19 protein-coding genes are annotated in these 16,266 nt (G+C 39.3%); 12 read left to right on the forward strand and 7 right to left on the reverse strand.

What is annotated here, in order from left to right; all coding sequences use genetic code 11:
• Positions 1-52 precede the first annotated feature (52 nt).
• From yihA to ABJF57_RS15950, 3 genes are read left to right on the forward strand one after another with little or no spacing between them, the layout of a single operon-like run.
• Positions 53-655, forward strand: a complete 603-nt coding sequence (gene yihA / locus ABJF57_RS15940; protein ID WP_462232324.1) for a ribosome biogenesis GTP-binding protein YihA/YsxC — start codon at positions 53-55, stop codon at positions 653-655.
• A gap of 31 nt (positions 656-686) precedes the next feature.
• Positions 687-1,151, forward strand: coding sequence for a DUF5606 family protein (locus ABJF57_RS15945; protein ID WP_462232325.1), 465 nt, complete (start codon positions 687-689; stop codon positions 1,149-1,151).
• A complete protein-coding gene (locus ABJF57_RS15950; RefSeq protein ID WP_462232326.1) occupies positions 1,144-1,596 on the forward strand; it encodes an acyl-CoA thioesterase in 453 nt (150 codons plus the stop codon). Before ABJF57_RS15945 ends, ABJF57_RS15950 begins: the two co-directional genes overlap by 8 nt.
• On the opposite strand, the gene ABJF57_RS15955 is transcribed toward ABJF57_RS15950, so the two are convergent.
• Entirely contained in the window at positions 1,586-2,056 is a 471-nt protein-coding gene (locus tag ABJF57_RS15955; RefSeq protein WP_462232327.1) for a nuclear transport factor 2 family protein, read from the reverse strand. The two genes, ABJF57_RS15950 and ABJF57_RS15955, sit on opposite strands and share 11 nt — an antisense overlap.
• A 43-nt stretch (positions 2,057-2,099) precedes the next feature.
• Between ABJF57_RS15955 and ABJF57_RS15960 the strand changes: the two genes are divergently transcribed.
• Positions 2,100-2,417 carry a hypothetical protein gene (locus ABJF57_RS15960; protein WP_462232328.1) on the forward strand — a complete coding sequence of 106 codons (318 nt, stop codon included), beginning with the start codon at positions 2,100-2,102 and terminating at the stop codon, positions 2,415-2,417.
• On the opposite strand, the gene fbp is transcribed toward ABJF57_RS15960, so the two are convergent.
• Positions 2,389-3,399: a class 1 fructose-bisphosphatase gene (gene fbp, locus ABJF57_RS15965; RefSeq protein WP_462232329.1), complete on the reverse strand. Its 1,011-nt coding sequence runs from the start codon at positions 3,397-3,399 to the stop codon at positions 2,389-2,391. The two genes, ABJF57_RS15960 and fbp, sit on opposite strands and share 29 nt — an antisense overlap.
• A gap of 78 nt (positions 3,400-3,477) precedes the next feature.
• On the opposite strand from fbp, the gene ABJF57_RS15970 reads away from it, so the two are divergent.
• Positions 3,478-4,716, forward strand: a complete 1,239-nt coding sequence (locus ABJF57_RS15970; protein ID WP_462232330.1) for an aspartate kinase — start codon at positions 3,478-3,480, stop codon at positions 4,714-4,716.
• On the opposite strand, the gene ABJF57_RS15975 is transcribed toward ABJF57_RS15970, so the two are convergent.
• From ABJF57_RS15975 to ABJF57_RS15985, 3 genes are all read right to left on the reverse strand, one after another.
• Positions 4,713-5,576, reverse strand: coding sequence for a fructosamine kinase family protein (locus tag ABJF57_RS15975; protein ID WP_462232331.1), 864 nt, complete (start codon positions 5,574-5,576; stop codon positions 4,713-4,715). The two genes, ABJF57_RS15970 and ABJF57_RS15975, sit on opposite strands and share 4 nt — an antisense overlap.
• Positions 5,573-6,043 carry a low molecular weight protein-tyrosine-phosphatase gene (locus tag ABJF57_RS15980; RefSeq protein WP_462232332.1) on the reverse strand — a complete coding sequence of 157 codons (471 nt, stop codon included), beginning with the start codon at positions 6,041-6,043 and terminating at the stop codon, positions 5,573-5,575. The genes ABJF57_RS15975 and ABJF57_RS15980 overlap by 4 nt, the downstream gene beginning before the upstream one ends.
• Positions 6,044-6,191: 148 nt before the next feature.
• Complete coding sequence (locus ABJF57_RS15985) at positions 6,192-7,253, reverse strand: DUF6588 family protein (RefSeq protein ID WP_462232333.1); 1,062 nt, start codon at positions 7,251-7,253, stop codon at positions 6,192-6,194.
• A 172-nt stretch (positions 7,254-7,425) separates the two neighbouring features.
• Between ABJF57_RS15985 and ABJF57_RS15990 the strand changes: the two genes are divergently transcribed.
• From ABJF57_RS15990 to ABJF57_RS16015, 6 genes are all read left to right on the forward strand, one after another.
• Complete coding sequence (locus tag ABJF57_RS15990) at positions 7,426-7,869, forward strand: Fur family transcriptional regulator (protein WP_462232334.1); 444 nt, start codon at positions 7,426-7,428, stop codon at positions 7,867-7,869.
• Positions 7,870-7,904: 35 nt separating this feature from the next.
• On the forward strand, positions 7,905-8,534 hold the full coding sequence (locus ABJF57_RS15995) for a peroxiredoxin (protein WP_462232335.1): 630 nt from the start codon (positions 7,905-7,907) through the stop codon (positions 8,532-8,534).
• Between the two features lie 98 nt (positions 8,535-8,632).
• A complete protein-coding gene (gene rsgA / locus ABJF57_RS16000) occupies positions 8,633-9,547 on the forward strand; it encodes a ribosome small subunit-dependent GTPase A (protein ID WP_462232336.1) in 915 nt (304 codons plus the stop codon).
• Positions 9,548-9,739: 192 nt separating this feature from the next.
• Entirely contained in the window at positions 9,740-10,078 is a 339-nt protein-coding gene (locus ABJF57_RS16005; protein ID WP_462232337.1) for a PadR family transcriptional regulator, read from the forward strand.
• A gap of 16 nt (positions 10,079-10,094) precedes the next feature.
• On the forward strand, positions 10,095-10,505 hold the full coding sequence (locus ABJF57_RS16010) for a hypothetical protein (RefSeq protein ID WP_462232338.1): 411 nt from the start codon (positions 10,095-10,097) through the stop codon (positions 10,503-10,505).
• Between the two features lies 1 nt (position 10,506).
• Positions 10,507-13,170, forward strand: coding sequence for an ABC transporter permease (locus ABJF57_RS16015; RefSeq protein WP_462232339.1), 2,664 nt, complete (start codon positions 10,507-10,509; stop codon positions 13,168-13,170).
• An 87-nt stretch (positions 13,171-13,257) separates the two neighbouring features.
• On the opposite strand, the gene ABJF57_RS16020 is transcribed toward ABJF57_RS16015, so the two are convergent.
• Positions 13,258-14,112, reverse strand: coding sequence for a glycosyltransferase family 2 protein (locus ABJF57_RS16020; RefSeq protein ID WP_462232340.1), 855 nt, complete (start codon positions 14,110-14,112; stop codon positions 13,258-13,260).
• 49 nt (positions 14,113-14,161) lie between these two features.
• On the opposite strand from ABJF57_RS16020, the gene ABJF57_RS16025 reads away from it, so the two are divergent.
• On the forward strand, positions 14,162-15,331 hold the full coding sequence (locus ABJF57_RS16025) for a glycosyltransferase (protein ID WP_462232341.1): 1,170 nt from the start codon (positions 14,162-14,164) through the stop codon (positions 15,329-15,331).
• On the opposite strand, the gene ABJF57_RS16030 is transcribed toward ABJF57_RS16025, so the two are convergent.
• Positions 15,315-16,205: a GNAT family N-acetyltransferase gene (locus ABJF57_RS16030; protein ID WP_462232342.1), complete on the reverse strand. Its 891-nt coding sequence runs from the start codon at positions 16,203-16,205 to the stop codon at positions 15,315-15,317. The two genes, ABJF57_RS16025 and ABJF57_RS16030, sit on opposite strands and share 17 nt — an antisense overlap.
• Positions 16,206-16,266: the final 61 nt, after the last annotated feature.

Consider the following 16,266-nt stretch of genomic DNA (forward strand, 5'->3'; position numbering starts at 1 on the left):
ATATTAGTGGATTAAACCCGTGTTCGGCTCAAATGTTATCAGTTTCTTCTCCATGCAGATAAAATCAGCAGAATTTGTAAAAAGCAGTCCCAATGTGGCTGATTGTCCTGATCCGAATACTCCAGAGTATGCCTTTATTGGGAGATCAAACGTGGGAAAGTCCAGTTTGATCAACCTCATGACTAACCGCAAGAAGCTGGCCAAGACTTCTTCTACACCAGGGAAAACACAGCTGATCAATCACTTTTTGATTAACGATACCTGGTACTTGGTAGATTTACCAGGTTATGGATGGGCGCAAACAAGTAAAGTGAATAAAGCTGCCTGGAAAAAGATGATTAATTCATACCTGGAAGAGCGCCAAAACCTCGCATGTGTATTTGTGCTGGTAGACTGCAGGCATGAAGCTCAAAAAATTGATCTCGAATTCATGGCTTGGCTGGGCGAAAATGCGATTCCATTTGGTATAGTGTTTACCAAGGCTGACAAGCTGGGGAAAACTCAAATCCAATCCAATGTGGCAGCTTACAAGAAAGAGATGCGTAAAACCTGGGAAGAACTACCTCCTACCTTTGTGACTTCTTCTTCTGAAAAGATCGGGGGTGAAGAAATATTAGATTTTATTGACCGAATCAATGCAGAGATAGCAGGATAGGATATTTTTGCCCTCTCAAACAAATCAACATATGGAATTTAGCGATATCGCATCTGTTTCAGGAAAAGGAAACTTGTTTAAAATAATTCAACCAACACGTACTGGAGTTGTGCTTGAAAGCATGGATGAGCATAAAAAGAAGATGATTGCCACTATGCATAATAAAGTGAGCATATTATCAGAAATTTCTATCTATACGACAGATTCAGAAGGTGCCTTGCCATTGGAGGATGTGATGAGAAATATTCATGCGGAATTTGATGGAGATACTGATTTGGATAAGAACAGTAGCCCTGAAGAACTAAAATCTTTCTTGAAATTTATATTGCCAGATTACGACGAATCGCGCGTCTACGTGTCGGACATCAAGAAATTAGTGAGTTGGTACGATCAAATTGTAAAACAAGCGCCAGAGGTACTAGCAGAAAAAAAAGAAGAAAAGGAAAAGACCACCAAAAAACCTGCTGCAAAAAAAGAGGAAACGAAAGGTGAGTGAGATAAAATTCAAATTTCGTGTTCGATGGGCTGACTTAGATCCGAACGGGCATATGAGGCATACCGCCTACAACGACTATTGCGCTCAAGCACGTCTCATGTATTTCGAAGAGATAAGCATGCCTTTTCAAAAGCTTTTGGCAATGAATGTGGGCCCCATACTTTTTAGGGAGGACACCCGATTTTTCAAAGAGATTCGGATGAATGAAGAATTCGAAGTAGGATTTACAATCTCTAAACTGAGAAAGGATGGTTCAAAATGGTCGTTCAGACATAATATCTATACAAAAGATGGAGATTTATCCGCAAAAATAGATGTAGATGGCGCTTGGCTGGACACAGTTAAGCGCAGAACCACCATTCCCCCAAAGGAGCTAAGTGATATCCTTGTTGATTCGCTCAAATCGGAAGATTTTGAATGGATTCCAGATAAGGTTAAGGCTTGATATCATCTGGTATCACGCAATCAGACCTCCTTCGAGTATCTACTAAATGAAAGATTTTCCAGGCTCCTTCCTGCAGGATTAAGTGGAAGGCGTCGACTCCACAATGTGAAAATTGATCGTCCAGATAAAATGCGTAATCAACCCATACGGAAGCCAGGTTTCCATCGATGTTCACTTTCTCATTCCAGATGGGCTCATTCCATACGCGCTCTTTTGGTTGACCCACAGCATCAATGAAGCGTTGAAAATCATCAGTGGATAAAATGGATTTGCCCTCTTTATTTATATAAGCTGTAAATGTGTAAGGATTCTCTATGAAACATTGCTTAAGCAGGGTACTATCGTTTGTGCGCATTGCTTCAAATACTTGATTGACAACTTTCATTATTTCTTCTTTTTCATCTTGCGCATTCCCAGCAAACGAAATTCCTAGAAGGCAGACCAATAATATCTTTTTCATATTCCTATTTTTGATGATTAGCAGTGTTAAATCAGTAGTTGAGATGGATGAAGTTACATTAGTCAAACAGAGTTATCAACTGATTCGAAAGGATTTCGGACTAGAGGTGGAAATGGAATTTGGGGATGAAAAAAATGAATTTGATCGGTTAGAACAGTTCCTAATCAAACAAGTAAACTATCTGCTGGATCATGATTTAAATAGACTTTTAACGGCACTTTACCGAATTGATATCTCAGAAGAAAAGACCAAAGACTTGCTTCAAAGTTCTAAACAAGGAGAAATCGCTACAAATCTTGCACGCGCCATTATCGAACGCGAAAAGCAAAAAGTTATGACACGTCAGAAATATCAGCCTTGACGAAAGTCATCGCATAGTCGACCATCTTGGAAGATCCCAAATAAAGAGGTGAGCGTTGATGAAATGCGGTGGGCTGGATATCCATGATTCGCTCTTTGCCATTGGTAGCTACACCACCGGACTGCTCAGCGATGAATGCTAATGCATTGCATTCATAAAGCAACCTCAGTTTTCCATTCGGCGCTTTTTCAGTGTTTGGATATAGGTAAATTCCACCTTTCATCATATTTCTATGGAAATCCGCCACCAACGATCCAATGTACCTTGCTGTCATGCCTTTTTTCTTGCAATCATCGATGTACTCGCGCACCCATTCATCAAATGAAAAATAGTTGCCCTCATTGATTGAATAAATATTCCCATCAGTTGGGCAGGTCATGTGATCATGAGAAAGAACAAACTCTCCTATGCTGGGTTCAAGTGTAAAACCGTGAACTCCTCGTCCTGTGGTATAAACAAGCATGGTAGATGATCCATACAGGATGTATCCTGCCGCTACTTGCTCTGTTCCTTTTTGCAAAACATCTTCTTCCTGAACAGGGCCTCCTACCGGAGAAATTCGCTTGTAAATAGAAAAAATGGTTCCTATAGACACGTTTACATCTATGTTGGAGCTTCCATCAAGTGGGTCAATAGCCACCACATATCTGCAGTTTGGATTCAAATGAATAATTTCCTGTTCTTCTTCAGAAACAACAGCACAAGTCATACCTCCGTTTTTCAAGGCTCTGGTAAATCGAATATCAGCTACCACATCAAGCTTTTGTTGATCCTCGCCTTGCACATTTTTCTCCCCAAAACCACCAGTAATATCCAGAAGACCTGATTTATTAACCTCCTTATTAACAATCTTTCCTGCTAGAGCTATATCTCTCAAAAGCTGAGATAGCTCACCTGTTGCAGAAGAAAATTCATCCTCTTTCTGTTTAATAAAGCGGTCTAAGGTTGTTCCTATTGGCAGGCCAAGCTTACTTTTGTTCATGTGGAGGTTAGTTCAAAATTGAATGTTGGATTTACGAACCACGAAATTAATTCATTCACTAGTTATAACGTTTGCATAATGCAGATTTTCAAGTTTGGAGGTGCGTCGGTGAAAGATGCTGCCGGTGTTAAAAATTTAGCGGAAATCATATCCTCGTGTGATAATGAGCAGATGGTTGTTGTGGTTTCTGCAATGGGAAAGTCCACAAATAAACTTGAAGATTTAGTCAAGCAAGCTCTTGCAGGAGAGAATTATGAACAGACACTCAATGAATTGAAGTCATATCATCGCGAGGTAATTGATGAATTGTTGGGTAGTACACCAGATCGATACCTGCTTTTCGAAGAGTCTTTGGAAAATGAGTTGATGAATCTGAGTCAAGTGGACCCAATGCTTGCCTATGATAAAATAGTGCCTCATGGTGAATTGATGTCTACTTCAATCATTGAAGCATACCTCAGCCAGCAGGTGAAATGTGAATGGTTTGATGTTCGATCCGTTATTCGAACGGATCAATACTTTACCGAGGCTAATGTAGACTGGGTAGTCACTGAAAGGCAAATGCTTCAGGATCTCAAACCTGTGGTAGAAAGAGCGATTGTGATTACTCAAGGTTTCATAGGCTCAGATGTAGAAGGGAATTCTACGACTTTGGGTCGTGAAGGATCTGACTACACTGGAGCAATACTCGCCTGCTGTCTCAACGCTGATGGATTTACCGTATGGAAAGATGTGCCAGGTATTTTGAATGCTGATCCTCGCATTTTGGAAGACACCGAGCAATACGAAAAATTGAGCTACAGGGAGGTTACAGAAATGACTTATTATGGTGCGCAGGTTATTCATCCTAAAACGCTCAAGCCCATTGCTCAGAAAAGTATCCCGTTGATTGTTCGGTCATTCCTTGATAGGGATAAATCAGGAACAGTGATAGCGTCCGAGAATACAACCAAGACGATACCCTGCTTTGTATTTAAAGGCAATCAACTACTCGTAACTGCTCAAGTGAAAGATCACAGCTTCATGAATGAAAAAAAACTCGGAATGATTCTTCAGGTACTGGATTTATTGAATATTAAGATCAATCTGATGCAGAATTCAGCATTGACATTTTCATTTTGCATTGACAATAAAGAATTCAAATCAAGACGGATCAAAGAACTATTGAATCGAGATTTTATATTGACCTTCGACGGTGCGCTAAATCTAGCAACGATCAAAAACTATACGCCAGATTCCTTTAATAAGCTTCCATGGAACAGATCGATCATTATGGAACAAAAGACGACTAATAATTATCAGGTTTTATATCGTTAACTGAATCGTTTGAGCGTTTGTAAGACTCCTGATAAATAGGAGGCTCCGAATAAGTTTACATGAACAAGTAGCGGGTAGAGGTTGTGGATTTCAATACGCTCATCAAAGCCAGACTCCACAGGGAAAGATTCCTGATAGGCGTGATAGAATGAAGGAGAAAATCCTCCGAATAACTGTGTGAAAGCTAACTCTGTTTCCCTATGTCCATAGTAGACGGCAGGATCAAATATTGCTGCTTCACCTGATTGGTCAACAGTAAAGTTGCCACTCCATAAATCTCCATGCAACAATGAGGGTCGTTCTTTGGGTATTAAATGCTCCAGTTTTAAGAATAATAAATCGAATTGTGAACGAAGATCATTCGAGATGATATTTTTAGAGATTCCTAGATTTAGCTGCGGAATCAACCGTTCATAAATAAAGAAACTGTGCCAGTTTGTATGTGGTGAATTGGATTGTGGCAAGCTGCCAATGAAATTGGCATGGTCTAGTCCAAATTCGTTGTGAGTTTCTCGGTGCTGAATGGCTAGATTGCTTCCAAAACTTTCCCAAAATTTCCCTGATTGAGCACCCTTTTCAATCCATTCGGTAAGCAAATAGGATTTCTCGTTTGCAACACCTATTCCAAGTGGGCGAGGGGTTCTGATGGGAGAATGCTTGAAAAGCATAGCCAAGCAACGCTCTTCAGTGGAGAACATTTTAATAAGTGATGATTGGTTGCACTTTATGAAAAATGTACCCTGATCACTGAAAACCTTGAATGCGTTGTTAATACATCCTCCGGAAAGTGGCTGCACAGAGTCCAATTGAATGGAAGGGGAGAGGTGTTTTTTTAAAATTGAATCTATGAAAGCATTCATAGATCATGGGCTTTTTTTATAAACGTCAGAAATTCGTCCAACGATCGATCCAGAATTTGATAGACTTCTTCAAAACCATTCATTCCACCATACCATGGGTCAGGTACATCTTGGCCTTTTCCTTGAGGATCAAAGTCACGCATCAATAGCAACTTGTCTGAATCAGTCCCCATCTCGATCTCCATGTTCCTGTAGTTGGAGTGATCCATCGCTAATAAATAATCAAATTCGTTTAAATGATGCTTTTTAAACTGTTGACCTCTATGGTTTACGGGGATCCCATGCTTTGAGGCAATTTCGATCGTACGTGGATCAGGCGTTTCACCTACATGATAGTTTGCTGTTCCGGCGGAATCAGCAAAAATTTCATCATCTAAGCCATGAATTTCTAGCTTTTTCTTAAAAACAGCCTCGGCTAACGGGGATCTACAAATGTTACCTAAACAAACAAATAAAATTTTTATCATCTCAGGGGTTACTTTATTTGACTGACCTGTATATACCTAATGCATAACACAAATTATTCATACACCTGTTTGACAAGTAAAAAAGAAAGTCCCGTTTTTGACGGGACTTTTCTTTGTTTATACGCTTTTTGAATTCTTTTGAATTTTCTTATCGAATGCTGATGCCAACGCCTGCAGTGAAGGTGTTATACTTTTGTATCGCATACTCGGCATGGATTGTAAGAATCAACAGCTTAAGTCTTAAACCAGCGTTGATTCTCGGAGAGCTTCCACCAGAAAAACTCAGAGCTACAGGATCAGTCACTACGCCTTCTGCACCACTGTTTGTATCTCTGTAAGTGAAAGTTCCTTTTACATCGAGCGAACTACTTGCAATATTGTAGCCTATTCCAACGTATGGGGTTAATATGGCGATTTTCTTCGAGATAATACCTTGAATAGTTACAGAGGAAGCTTTTAGTTCAGCCACACCATCAGCCTGAAATTCAGGATCATTTACAAGGATGTCATAATCCGCACTAAGTCTGTTAAAGGAAGCAAATCCAGAAAAGTCAAACGGTACCAATTTTAAGCCAGGAATCCATTGTTTCAGGTCATGCTTAATACCTAGACCAAAAATATTGAAACTACCGTCATCGCCAGCCGCACCAAAGTCACTGGCATACCTGATAATTAATTCAGTGTTTTTAGGTAGTCCGATACCAAGCTGAATAGCAGGTACTGGAAAACCCACAACAGGTAAATCTTCAACGTCAAAACCCTCTGGAGCGTCAAAAACTACATCGTTCTCATAAAGAATTCCTGATCCGGGAATCGCTTCCGTGCCAGCAGGTATGAACAGTCTAGATTCAGTAGGGCCACCTACCGCAGTTGGCAATGTTGAAGATGATCCTGGTTGTAATTGCAGGTTTTGCCATGTACGACTATTAAAATCAAATTGTCTTTCATCGTTGGGTATATTGGCAATATTAACGGTTGCAGTGAGATCAAAGCCAAGAAGTTTGTGAGTGGCAGCCGTATTGTACCAACCGCTCCCCAGTCCATTGTTGAAAGAGAGCATCATGGATTTTGTATATGCTTCTAGGTACCTATTAGCATCTGCCGTACCTCCTTTGAAGATTTCGTCAAATTCTTGTGACTTAGCGGAGTGACTGATGGTAAATAGCCCCACTAACAATAGTGTTAAAATTTTAGTAGTAGTTTTTTTCATAATCATCGTGTTTGATTCTGATTGATTTAGTAGGTAATTGTCTGATTATACTGCAATTAACCAAGATTTTACCAGATTTCGACTTGACGCGTATGGTATTTTGATTCATTAGTCGAAAATTTTGGGTGTTTGGTTTGGGTGATTTAATTTCGCATTTGAGAATTATTCCTAAATGGAAATTATTAATCAAATAAAGCACCGACTTGACGAGGCGGGATTAAAGGCGACACATCCACGGATAGTTGTTTTAAAAGAACTAACGGCATCTAACGAGCATCCTTCAGCTGAAAGCATCTATGAAGGGTTAAAAGAAGATAATCCTTCCATCTCTTTGGGGAGTGTATATCGCGTATTAGATGTGCTCGTAGATGCAGGCTTGATTCAACGCGTTTTGGTTAGATCTGGCTCCAAACGTTACGATGCAAACATGAGTCCGCATGGTCATCTTTACTGCTTGAAGACCGATAAAATTCAAGATTTTTATGACGAAGAACTCTATGAACTAATCAATGAATTCTTCAAAAAGAAACGCATAAAGAATTTTAAAATTAGCGAAATCAAACTTCGGGTAAATGGTGAACTCATCGATCCTGAGGAAGGTATATCTTTTATTTAATTATTTACAAACACTTTAAAAACAAACAAATAGAAATGTCATTAGTAGGAAAAAAAGCACCAATCGTAAATGCACCAGCTGTAATCAACGGTGAGGAGATTGTAGAAAATTTTTCACTTGATCAATACATTGGAAACAAAGAAGTGATTTTCTTCTTTTATCCTAAAGATTTCACATTTGTCTGCCCAACAGAAATTCATGCGTTTCAAGAAAAACTTGAAGAGTTTGAAAAAAGAGGAGTAGCAGTAGTTGGAGTTTCGTGCGATACAGAAGAAACTCATCTAGCATGGTTGATGACAGATAAGAATAAGGGTGGAATCTCTGGAGTAACTTATCCACTAGTAGCTGATTCTTCAAAAACGATAGCTTCAAACTTCGGAGTATTGGCAGGAGATTGGTCATATGATGAAGAAGGAAATCTAGGCTTCGAAGGAGCTCCTGTTGCTTTCAGAGGTACTTTCTATATTGATAAAGACGGAATTGTAAGGCATGAAAGCATCAATGACCTTCCATTGGGGAGAAATATTGATGAGATGCTTCGAATTGTAGATGCATGGCAACACGTACAAGCGCATGGTGAAGTTTGTCCTGCAAACTGGGAAGAAGGTAAAACAGCTATGAACGCGACCAGAGACGGTGTAGCTGAATACTTGTCTAACAACTAGGATAACAAAGGCTAAATAAAAAGGCTGATCGCTTAGCGATCGGCCTTTTTTATTGATTTATGTGCATTTTAGTACTTGCAACAACAGAAGGATAATTAGTGAAAGCGCTTGTAATTAAGTCAACGGGATTATGGTATGAAGTAAAGGCTGGTGAAGAAAAACTAGTTGCAAGGTTGAGGGGGAAATTCAAACTCGAGGAAAAGAAGCTGACCAATCCTATAGCTGTAGGTGATTGGGTTGAAGTAAATCCCAATGAGCAGGTAGATGGAGAGTGGGTGATTACCAAAATCTACGATAGAGAAAACTACGTGATTCGCGAAAGCCCCAGAAAGAAAGGACATGATCATATTATTGCCAGCAACATCGACCAAGGCATTTTAATTGTTACTTTGAAAAGACCCAGGACTTCACTGGGATTTATCGATAGATTTTTAATCTCACTGGAGAGCTTTCGAATTCCAGGTGTCATTCTTTTCAATAAGAAGGACCTTTATTCGGAGAAGGATCTTTTGAAATATGAAGAGCTCAAGTCCATATATGAAAGCGTTGGTTATGCGGTGAAATTATGTCAGTTTGACAATGACGTTGAAGAGGAGGTAAAAGAGCTATTTCGAAATAAGACCAGCCTATTGGCCGGACACAGCGGGGCGGGTAAATCTACATTGATTAATCGACTAATCCCGAAAGCTCAGCAAGAGGTAAGTGAAATATCAAACTTCGCAAACAAAGGCGTTCACACCACTACGTTTGCGGAACTATTTTTTCTGGAAAGTGGATCTTCAGTCATTGATACTCCAGGAATAAAAGAACTTGGTCTCTCTGACATTGAAGATGAGGAATTATCTCATTATTTCCCCGAGATGAGAAAGTTTTTGGGTCAGTGCAAGTTTCACAATTGTCTACACGAAAATGAGCCAGGTTGTGAAGTAAAAAAAGCGGTAGGAGGTGCAGTTTCTGAACTCAGATACGAAAGCTACCTTGCTATTCTGAGGACTGAGGACAATCGAAAATAAAAAGGGCCGTCCAGTACGAACGGCCCCATCACACAACCAACCTAACTCACTATTGCGAGTGAGATTATATAACACATGCCCCCCACTAAGGGTTCGTTTTTCAATCTAATTATTAATATCAATACTACATTTAGGAGATTTATGAAACTTTTTGTTTTTATTTACGAATACTACATTTAGGAAATTGACCTTATGAAAAAATATCAACTTGGAGAATTCGAAGAAATAGTACTGCTCACAGTGGGGGTATTGTTTGATGAAGCTTATGGCGTAGCTATTAAGGAAGAGATCGAAAAAAGACTCACGCGAAAGGTAAGCGTAGGGGCTCTGCAGTCGGCACTAAGAAGAATGGAAAAGAAAGGATATCTGGATAGTCGTCAAGGAGAATCTAACCAAAAAAGGGGTGGCAAACCAAAGCGGTTTTTTAAAATTACTGCATACGGCAAAGAAGCTTTGAAATACTCACAGGATGTAAGAATCCAACTTTGGAATGCTATCCCGGATGTAGCATTAGATCTTAAAATTAGTTAAACAAAAAAGGACCAAAATGAAAAATATCTTAAAATCAACCGCAGTGTCAATTGTATTTATGCTGCTTTCTCAAGTAGCATTTTCTCAAAAAAATGATGTCCCAAACTTCAAGGATATTGACCTTAAAAAGATGAGGAAAACGATTATTGAAGAGTTGCTCAAAGATGATTTGATCAAAAATAAAAAGGAAGAAATCCAACTTGCTCTGCGGACAAGCGAAACACTCTTAAACGGAAAAGTACTCGATGATGAACTGCATGTGAGGTACGGAAACATTGTTGCTCAGTTTGAAGTAGGAAGAGGCTCTTATAGAATTATCATCATTAATCGCCAGTGTACCGCTGTTGGAGATTTCCACGAAGACTCTTTTAATGGAAAAGCACAAGGGAAGTTAAGCCTTAAAGATGTAGCACCTTCGGCTATATAAGATGCTTAAGAAATTAGCCGATACAATTTTTAAATGGTATTGTCATCCAGATTTCTATCCAGATATAAAGGGCGACCTGGAAGAGCTGTACAATGACCATGTTGAAGAGGGAAGTCACTTTACTCAACTGAGATATCTATTGGATATCATGCTGCTCTTTCGACTTTCCTTACTCAGACCAATATTCAAAAACTCAATTATAAAGGACACAGGCATGTTTAGAAATTATTTTAAAGTTAGCGTACGAAACCTTGCTCGACACAAGATGTTCACGGCGATCAATGTCATAGGACTGGCCATTGGACTAGCTAGTTTCTTATTGATGTACGAATACATCAAGTTTGAAAAAAGCTATGATGCTTTTCACCCAGATTCTGACAAAATATACAGGGTTTCCAATGTAAGAGTGCAGAATGGAATAGATACAGATAAGGATGCAATGGCCGCCTATCCAATCGGGAAAATATTGCAAGAGACTATGCCTGAAATTATTCAGCATACCGTATCCAAGAAATTTGATTTCCTGCTTGTCAGAAATGCTGACAAATCCTTCAAAGAAAGATTTGCTATTTCAGCTGATCCTAACTTTCTTAAAATGTTTAATTACCCTGTGCTTGAAGGTGATGTAGAAAGTATGCTTTCAGAACCATTATCAGTTGTTTTGACTGAAAGTAGAGCCCGAGCGTATTTTGGAGACACTGATGCAATGGGGAAAACGCTGGAAATTGTTTCGCCATACAAAGCTTCTTTAAAAGTAACGGGCATTCTGAGGGATATTCCAGACAATACGCACTATTCATTTAATATGCTGCTTTCCGACAAGACGCTGGCAGATGGACATGATTATAACAATTGGGATTGGAACAATTACTACGTCTACATCAAGTCCAACAAAGTAGTTGATTTACGTGTGCTAGAAGCCAAAGCTAATGACGTAGTAAATGAGCACATCAATGACCTGGATAGAGATCAGGATTGGAAAACCAATGGTACCCGAATAGATGTGCATCCAGTACAAGACATTCACTTAAAATCGGATTTCACGTACGAACCCCAAATTCATGGTAGCGAAAAGGCAGTAGATTTTTTAATAATTATTTCTGTATTTATACTGGTAATAGCATGGGTAAACTACATCAATTTATCTACCGCCAGAGCAGTGGAGCGTGCAAAAGAAGTAGGGTTGAGAAAAGTAATTGGAGCCATTAGGAAGCAACTCATTGTACAGTTTTTGTGTGAAGCATTTTTGGTGAATCTTATAAGTGCATTAATAGCCATAGGTTTGGCTGAGCTCACTTTGCCATACTTTAATCAGCTTGTAGGCAAAGAAGTACTTGATAGCATTTGGGATCAAACACCATTCTTGCTGGCCATTCTTGCTTTTGTTTTCATTGGCACTTTCGCTTCTGGATTTTATCCAGCCCTCGTATTGTCTGATTTTAAGCCTATAAGTGTGCTTAAAGGAAAGTTTCAAAATTCAAAAAAAGGCATTGTCCTAAGGAAAGGCCTGGTGATTGCGCAGTTTGCTGCTTCCTTGATTTTGATTGCGTCAACATTTACAATCTACCAGCAGGTAAATTATATGCAGGGAAAAGATATCGGGATTTCAGTAGATCAGGTAGTCAATGTTACAGTTCCCGAATTTGATGCAGAGACTGAAGATGAACAGCAAGCCGCTGATAGCAAGCTGAAAGCTTTTAAGAAAGTATTGGCCAACCATTCGGCCGTTGAGTCAGTAGGAGGTGCTTCTAACCTTCCCGGTGGAGATGTCGCTGATATTAACTCTACGACTACAGTTGTGCGAATAGTTGGAGATACAGAACCTACAGAAGGTACTACATACATTCAGTATAATGACGAAGGATTCTTGAATGCTGTGGACATGCAACTTGTAGCGGGAAGAAACTTTAGCGAGCAGATGAAGTCAGACTCGGTAGCTGTGATGGCAAATGAAGCTTTTTTAAGGAGACTAGACGTTCCGGATTTTAATGCAGTTATTGGAAAAAAACTTCAATTTGGTACCAAGGAGACAAATACTAAGTATACTTTGGTTGGTGTTGTCAAGGATTATAATCGGACCACATTGAAAGAGCAGGTAGAGCCTAGTTTGTACTTTCCATGGTTTAGTGCTGATGATCTGGTGATTGAACTTAAATCGGACAACTACAAGGCAGGTTTGGATCATATCAAATCCACATGGGAAGAATTTTATGGTGATTCTCCACTGAACTATTCATTCCTTGATGAGCGATTTGAAGCACTTTATGACCAAGACCGGAGTTTCGGTGATACATTTATGGTTTTTGCAATTCTGGCTGTTTTTATAGCAATTCTTGGACTTTACGGGTTGGCTTCATTCATGTCAATACAAAAATCGAAAGAAATAGGCGTTAGAAAGGTTCTCGGCGCCTCAGAAAGCCAAATCATCTTCCTTTTCTACAAAGATTTTTTCTCGCTTGTAGGACTTTCGTCGCTTGTAGGATTCCCATTGATTTATTTTCTAATGAATGGATGGTTAGACAACTACGCGTATCGAATCAGCTTTCCATGGGGTTTGCTTGGAATGTCACTGCTCATTGTTTTGGTATTTTCTCTGTTCACCGTGGGGTATCAGACCTTGAAAGTGGCAAAATTGGATCCAGCCAAAACACTTAAATATGAGTGATTGAAGTCTTTTTTGATGAGTGATTGAAGTCATTGATTCAAGGAAAGATGGTTCACTTTTATTGGTGACTGGGGAAGTTCTGCATAATTAATTGGACTTAGTTATCAAGCGAAAGAAGCCAAGAATCAATTTCCAATTTCCTTGCTTAAAGCACTGCTTGATTTCATACAAGCATCTCATGCGAAGAGCTGAATTTTCCTCATTGGATTCATTCAGCTCTTTTATTTTTTGACAGACCTTAAGCGTAGTTTGTTGATGCCGTGATTTGAATCTGAATTGCTGCTGAGATAAGGATCCGCTTACGCGTTTTTTTTGTACCAATACCTCATCGGTAAATGCATATGTCCATTCTCTCGATGACCGAATCCAAAAGTCGAAATCTTCATAACTAAGCGATTCATCATATCCATTTAGTTTTTCAAGAACTTCTCGTTTCATCATCATTCCTGGAGGAGAAATGAAGTAGCGTTTGATGAGATCTATGTAAACATCGCCTTCCGGTACAGCCTCCTGTAATTCACCTGCGTGAGAGCGTTTGAAATGTGTTCCTAATTCCACCCCGTTTTCATCCACATTCAGTACATCACAAAAGGTTACACCCGCATTGGAATTTAGGAATGTGTTTACACCCTTTAAAATTCGCTCAGGAAACAATAGGTCGTCAGCTGCGAGATCAATGATGTAATCACCTTTCGTTTTTTTGAATCCAAGATTAAAAGCAGCGCAATTACCGATGGGAGATGGGATGTCTATGTATTGGATGTTTTTGTTTTTGATGAAAGCCTTTATCATCTCCTTACTACCATCTGTACTTCCATCATCAACCACAATCAACTCAACTGTTGGATACGATTGGGTCAAAACGGACCGAATGGCCTCTCTTAAATAAGAAAGGTGATTGTGGCATAAACAAACGACAGAAACCAATGGTAATTGATTCATTTTCGTAATATCACATCCTAGAACTTTTTTACCAATTAAATTCGGGGGAATGAATCTTTTTATCGTTCCATCGTGGTATCCATCTAAATCAAACCCCTCCTACGGTATATTTATTAGGGAGCAAGTATCGATGATGGCAAGAGAAAAAAAGGAATGGACTATCGGTGTGAGCAGATGGGGTCAAGGAGCCGATGAAAAGCTTATTTGGGCAAAAGATCACATCAGAAATTTTAAAAAAATCAGTAGCCATGGATTGGATAAGGCTGATATGATATCTGAGGATGAATTTATCGAATATTATCAACCAGCGTTGAGCTGGACCAAAAAGTTTAGAAAAGGAAATCTAGAGGAGATTATCCGTGCCAATGAACTCAACTACCAGAGATATACACTTGAGAATGGAAAACCGGATGTGATCATGGTTCAGGCTTGCTATCCGGGAATTCTTATAGCTGATTATCTGTCCAGGAAGTATGATGTTCCAGTTCACCAGCACATACGGCTGGGTGGTTTTATGTTTGAGAAGATGCTGAATGATCTTGGGGCGATGAAAAGCAAACTTTTGGCTACCCTAGACCAGGCTAGTCTGGTTACGACCACAAGCGATTTTCAGAAAGGAGAACTACAGAAGTGGGTTCAAAACACCCGAACAATATATAATCCGGTAGACCTTGATTTTTTCCAAATCGATGGGAATAAAGCTGATGATTACGCACTATCAATTGGAAGACTTGAAGATGAAAAAGGATTCGATTTATTAATTGAAGCGATTTCACTAGTTCCCCATCTGAGAGTTAAGATTGTGGGTTCAGGTTCTGAAGAAATCAAACTGAAAAAGAGAATCAATGCACTTGAGTTGGGAGATAGAGTCAGCCTCATTGGAGAAATGAATAGAGAAGAGGTCAAGATGCTTATTCAAAAATGTCAGTTTTTAATTCTGCCGAGCAAGTATGAAACCTTCGGAAATGTCTTGTTGGAAGCCATGGCGTGCGGAAAGCCTGTGGTAGCAACAAAGTGTGGTGGGCCAGAAGAAATTGTTCTTCCAGAATCTGGCTATTTATCAGAAAGAAATGCGAAAGATTTGGCGGAAGGTATTCTTCAGATGACTCAAGAATATCCTGTTTTCGAGGCAAATAGTATTCGAAAGAGCATTCAGGATCGATTTTCTCCGCAACAGTGGATTGCAAATCTGGAGGGTTTACTTATGGAGAGCTTATAAAGGTTGGTTTATTCGTTTCTGCAGCACCCATTCTTTCTTTGAAAATCCTCAGCGTTTCTTGCGATTTTCCTTGAAAAGACGAGACGCCCAGGTCGAAATACTTGTAGCCTTTGCTTCGATAGTATTCAACCATTCCTGCGATCAGAAGTACCATTGGGCTCTTATCTCGAAACATGGGGCTTGTAGCTGGCAAATAGTAGTATGCGATATTTGATGTCACATTTACTGTGATGCAAAGCGCAGAAATTTTTTCTTCACGAAAGACGCCAAAACAGTCGTAAATTTCAGAGAGGGAATCAATAAGTTTCTTTAAATGTTCCCAACTGATATTAATCTGAAGACCCTGAGATTGTCTACATACGGATAAAAACTTATGAGCAATTTCGAATTCATTGATTTCCATTTTTCTAAATTCGAAACCTTCGCCACCCAATGATTCAAGCTTCCGCTTTTGCATATTGTGGATAGATTCTTCCCAGCCAGGAGTAAGTTCAATGTGTTGATTAATATCATTGAATGCCACTTTGAATGCTGATTTTTCAAGATCCAACTCAGAGATATGTGATTGGTAGATTTGAGATGGATGAGTAATTTCAATTGTTTTAGCACCTCTTTTATTTAAATCTGAAATGATGGCTTCAATGAAATCTTTTGGAGGATTGAAATGTTCATTTCGACGAATGACAGATCCAAAAGGACTCCTTGGTATACTAATTGCCTTTTCTGGAGTTATATCAAATGGAATGAAGAAATCTTCGTTGGCATAACTTATAAACTGGCTATATGACTGAGATTGGAAGTAACCCTTGCGAAAATAGGAAAGTGAAAGATCATCTGGGATCTCACCGATTGCATCGTAAATACGTAATGGCATATCATGCAAAATTAAAGCTTGACACTCTTTCCAATGCTCAAATCGAAGGCTATCTTGCATC

The sequence above is a fragment of the Ekhidna sp. genome, assembly GCF_039940915.1.
In the GTDB taxonomy this organism is placed as follows: domain Bacteria; phylum Bacteroidota; class Bacteroidia; order Cytophagales; family Cyclobacteriaceae; genus Ekhidna.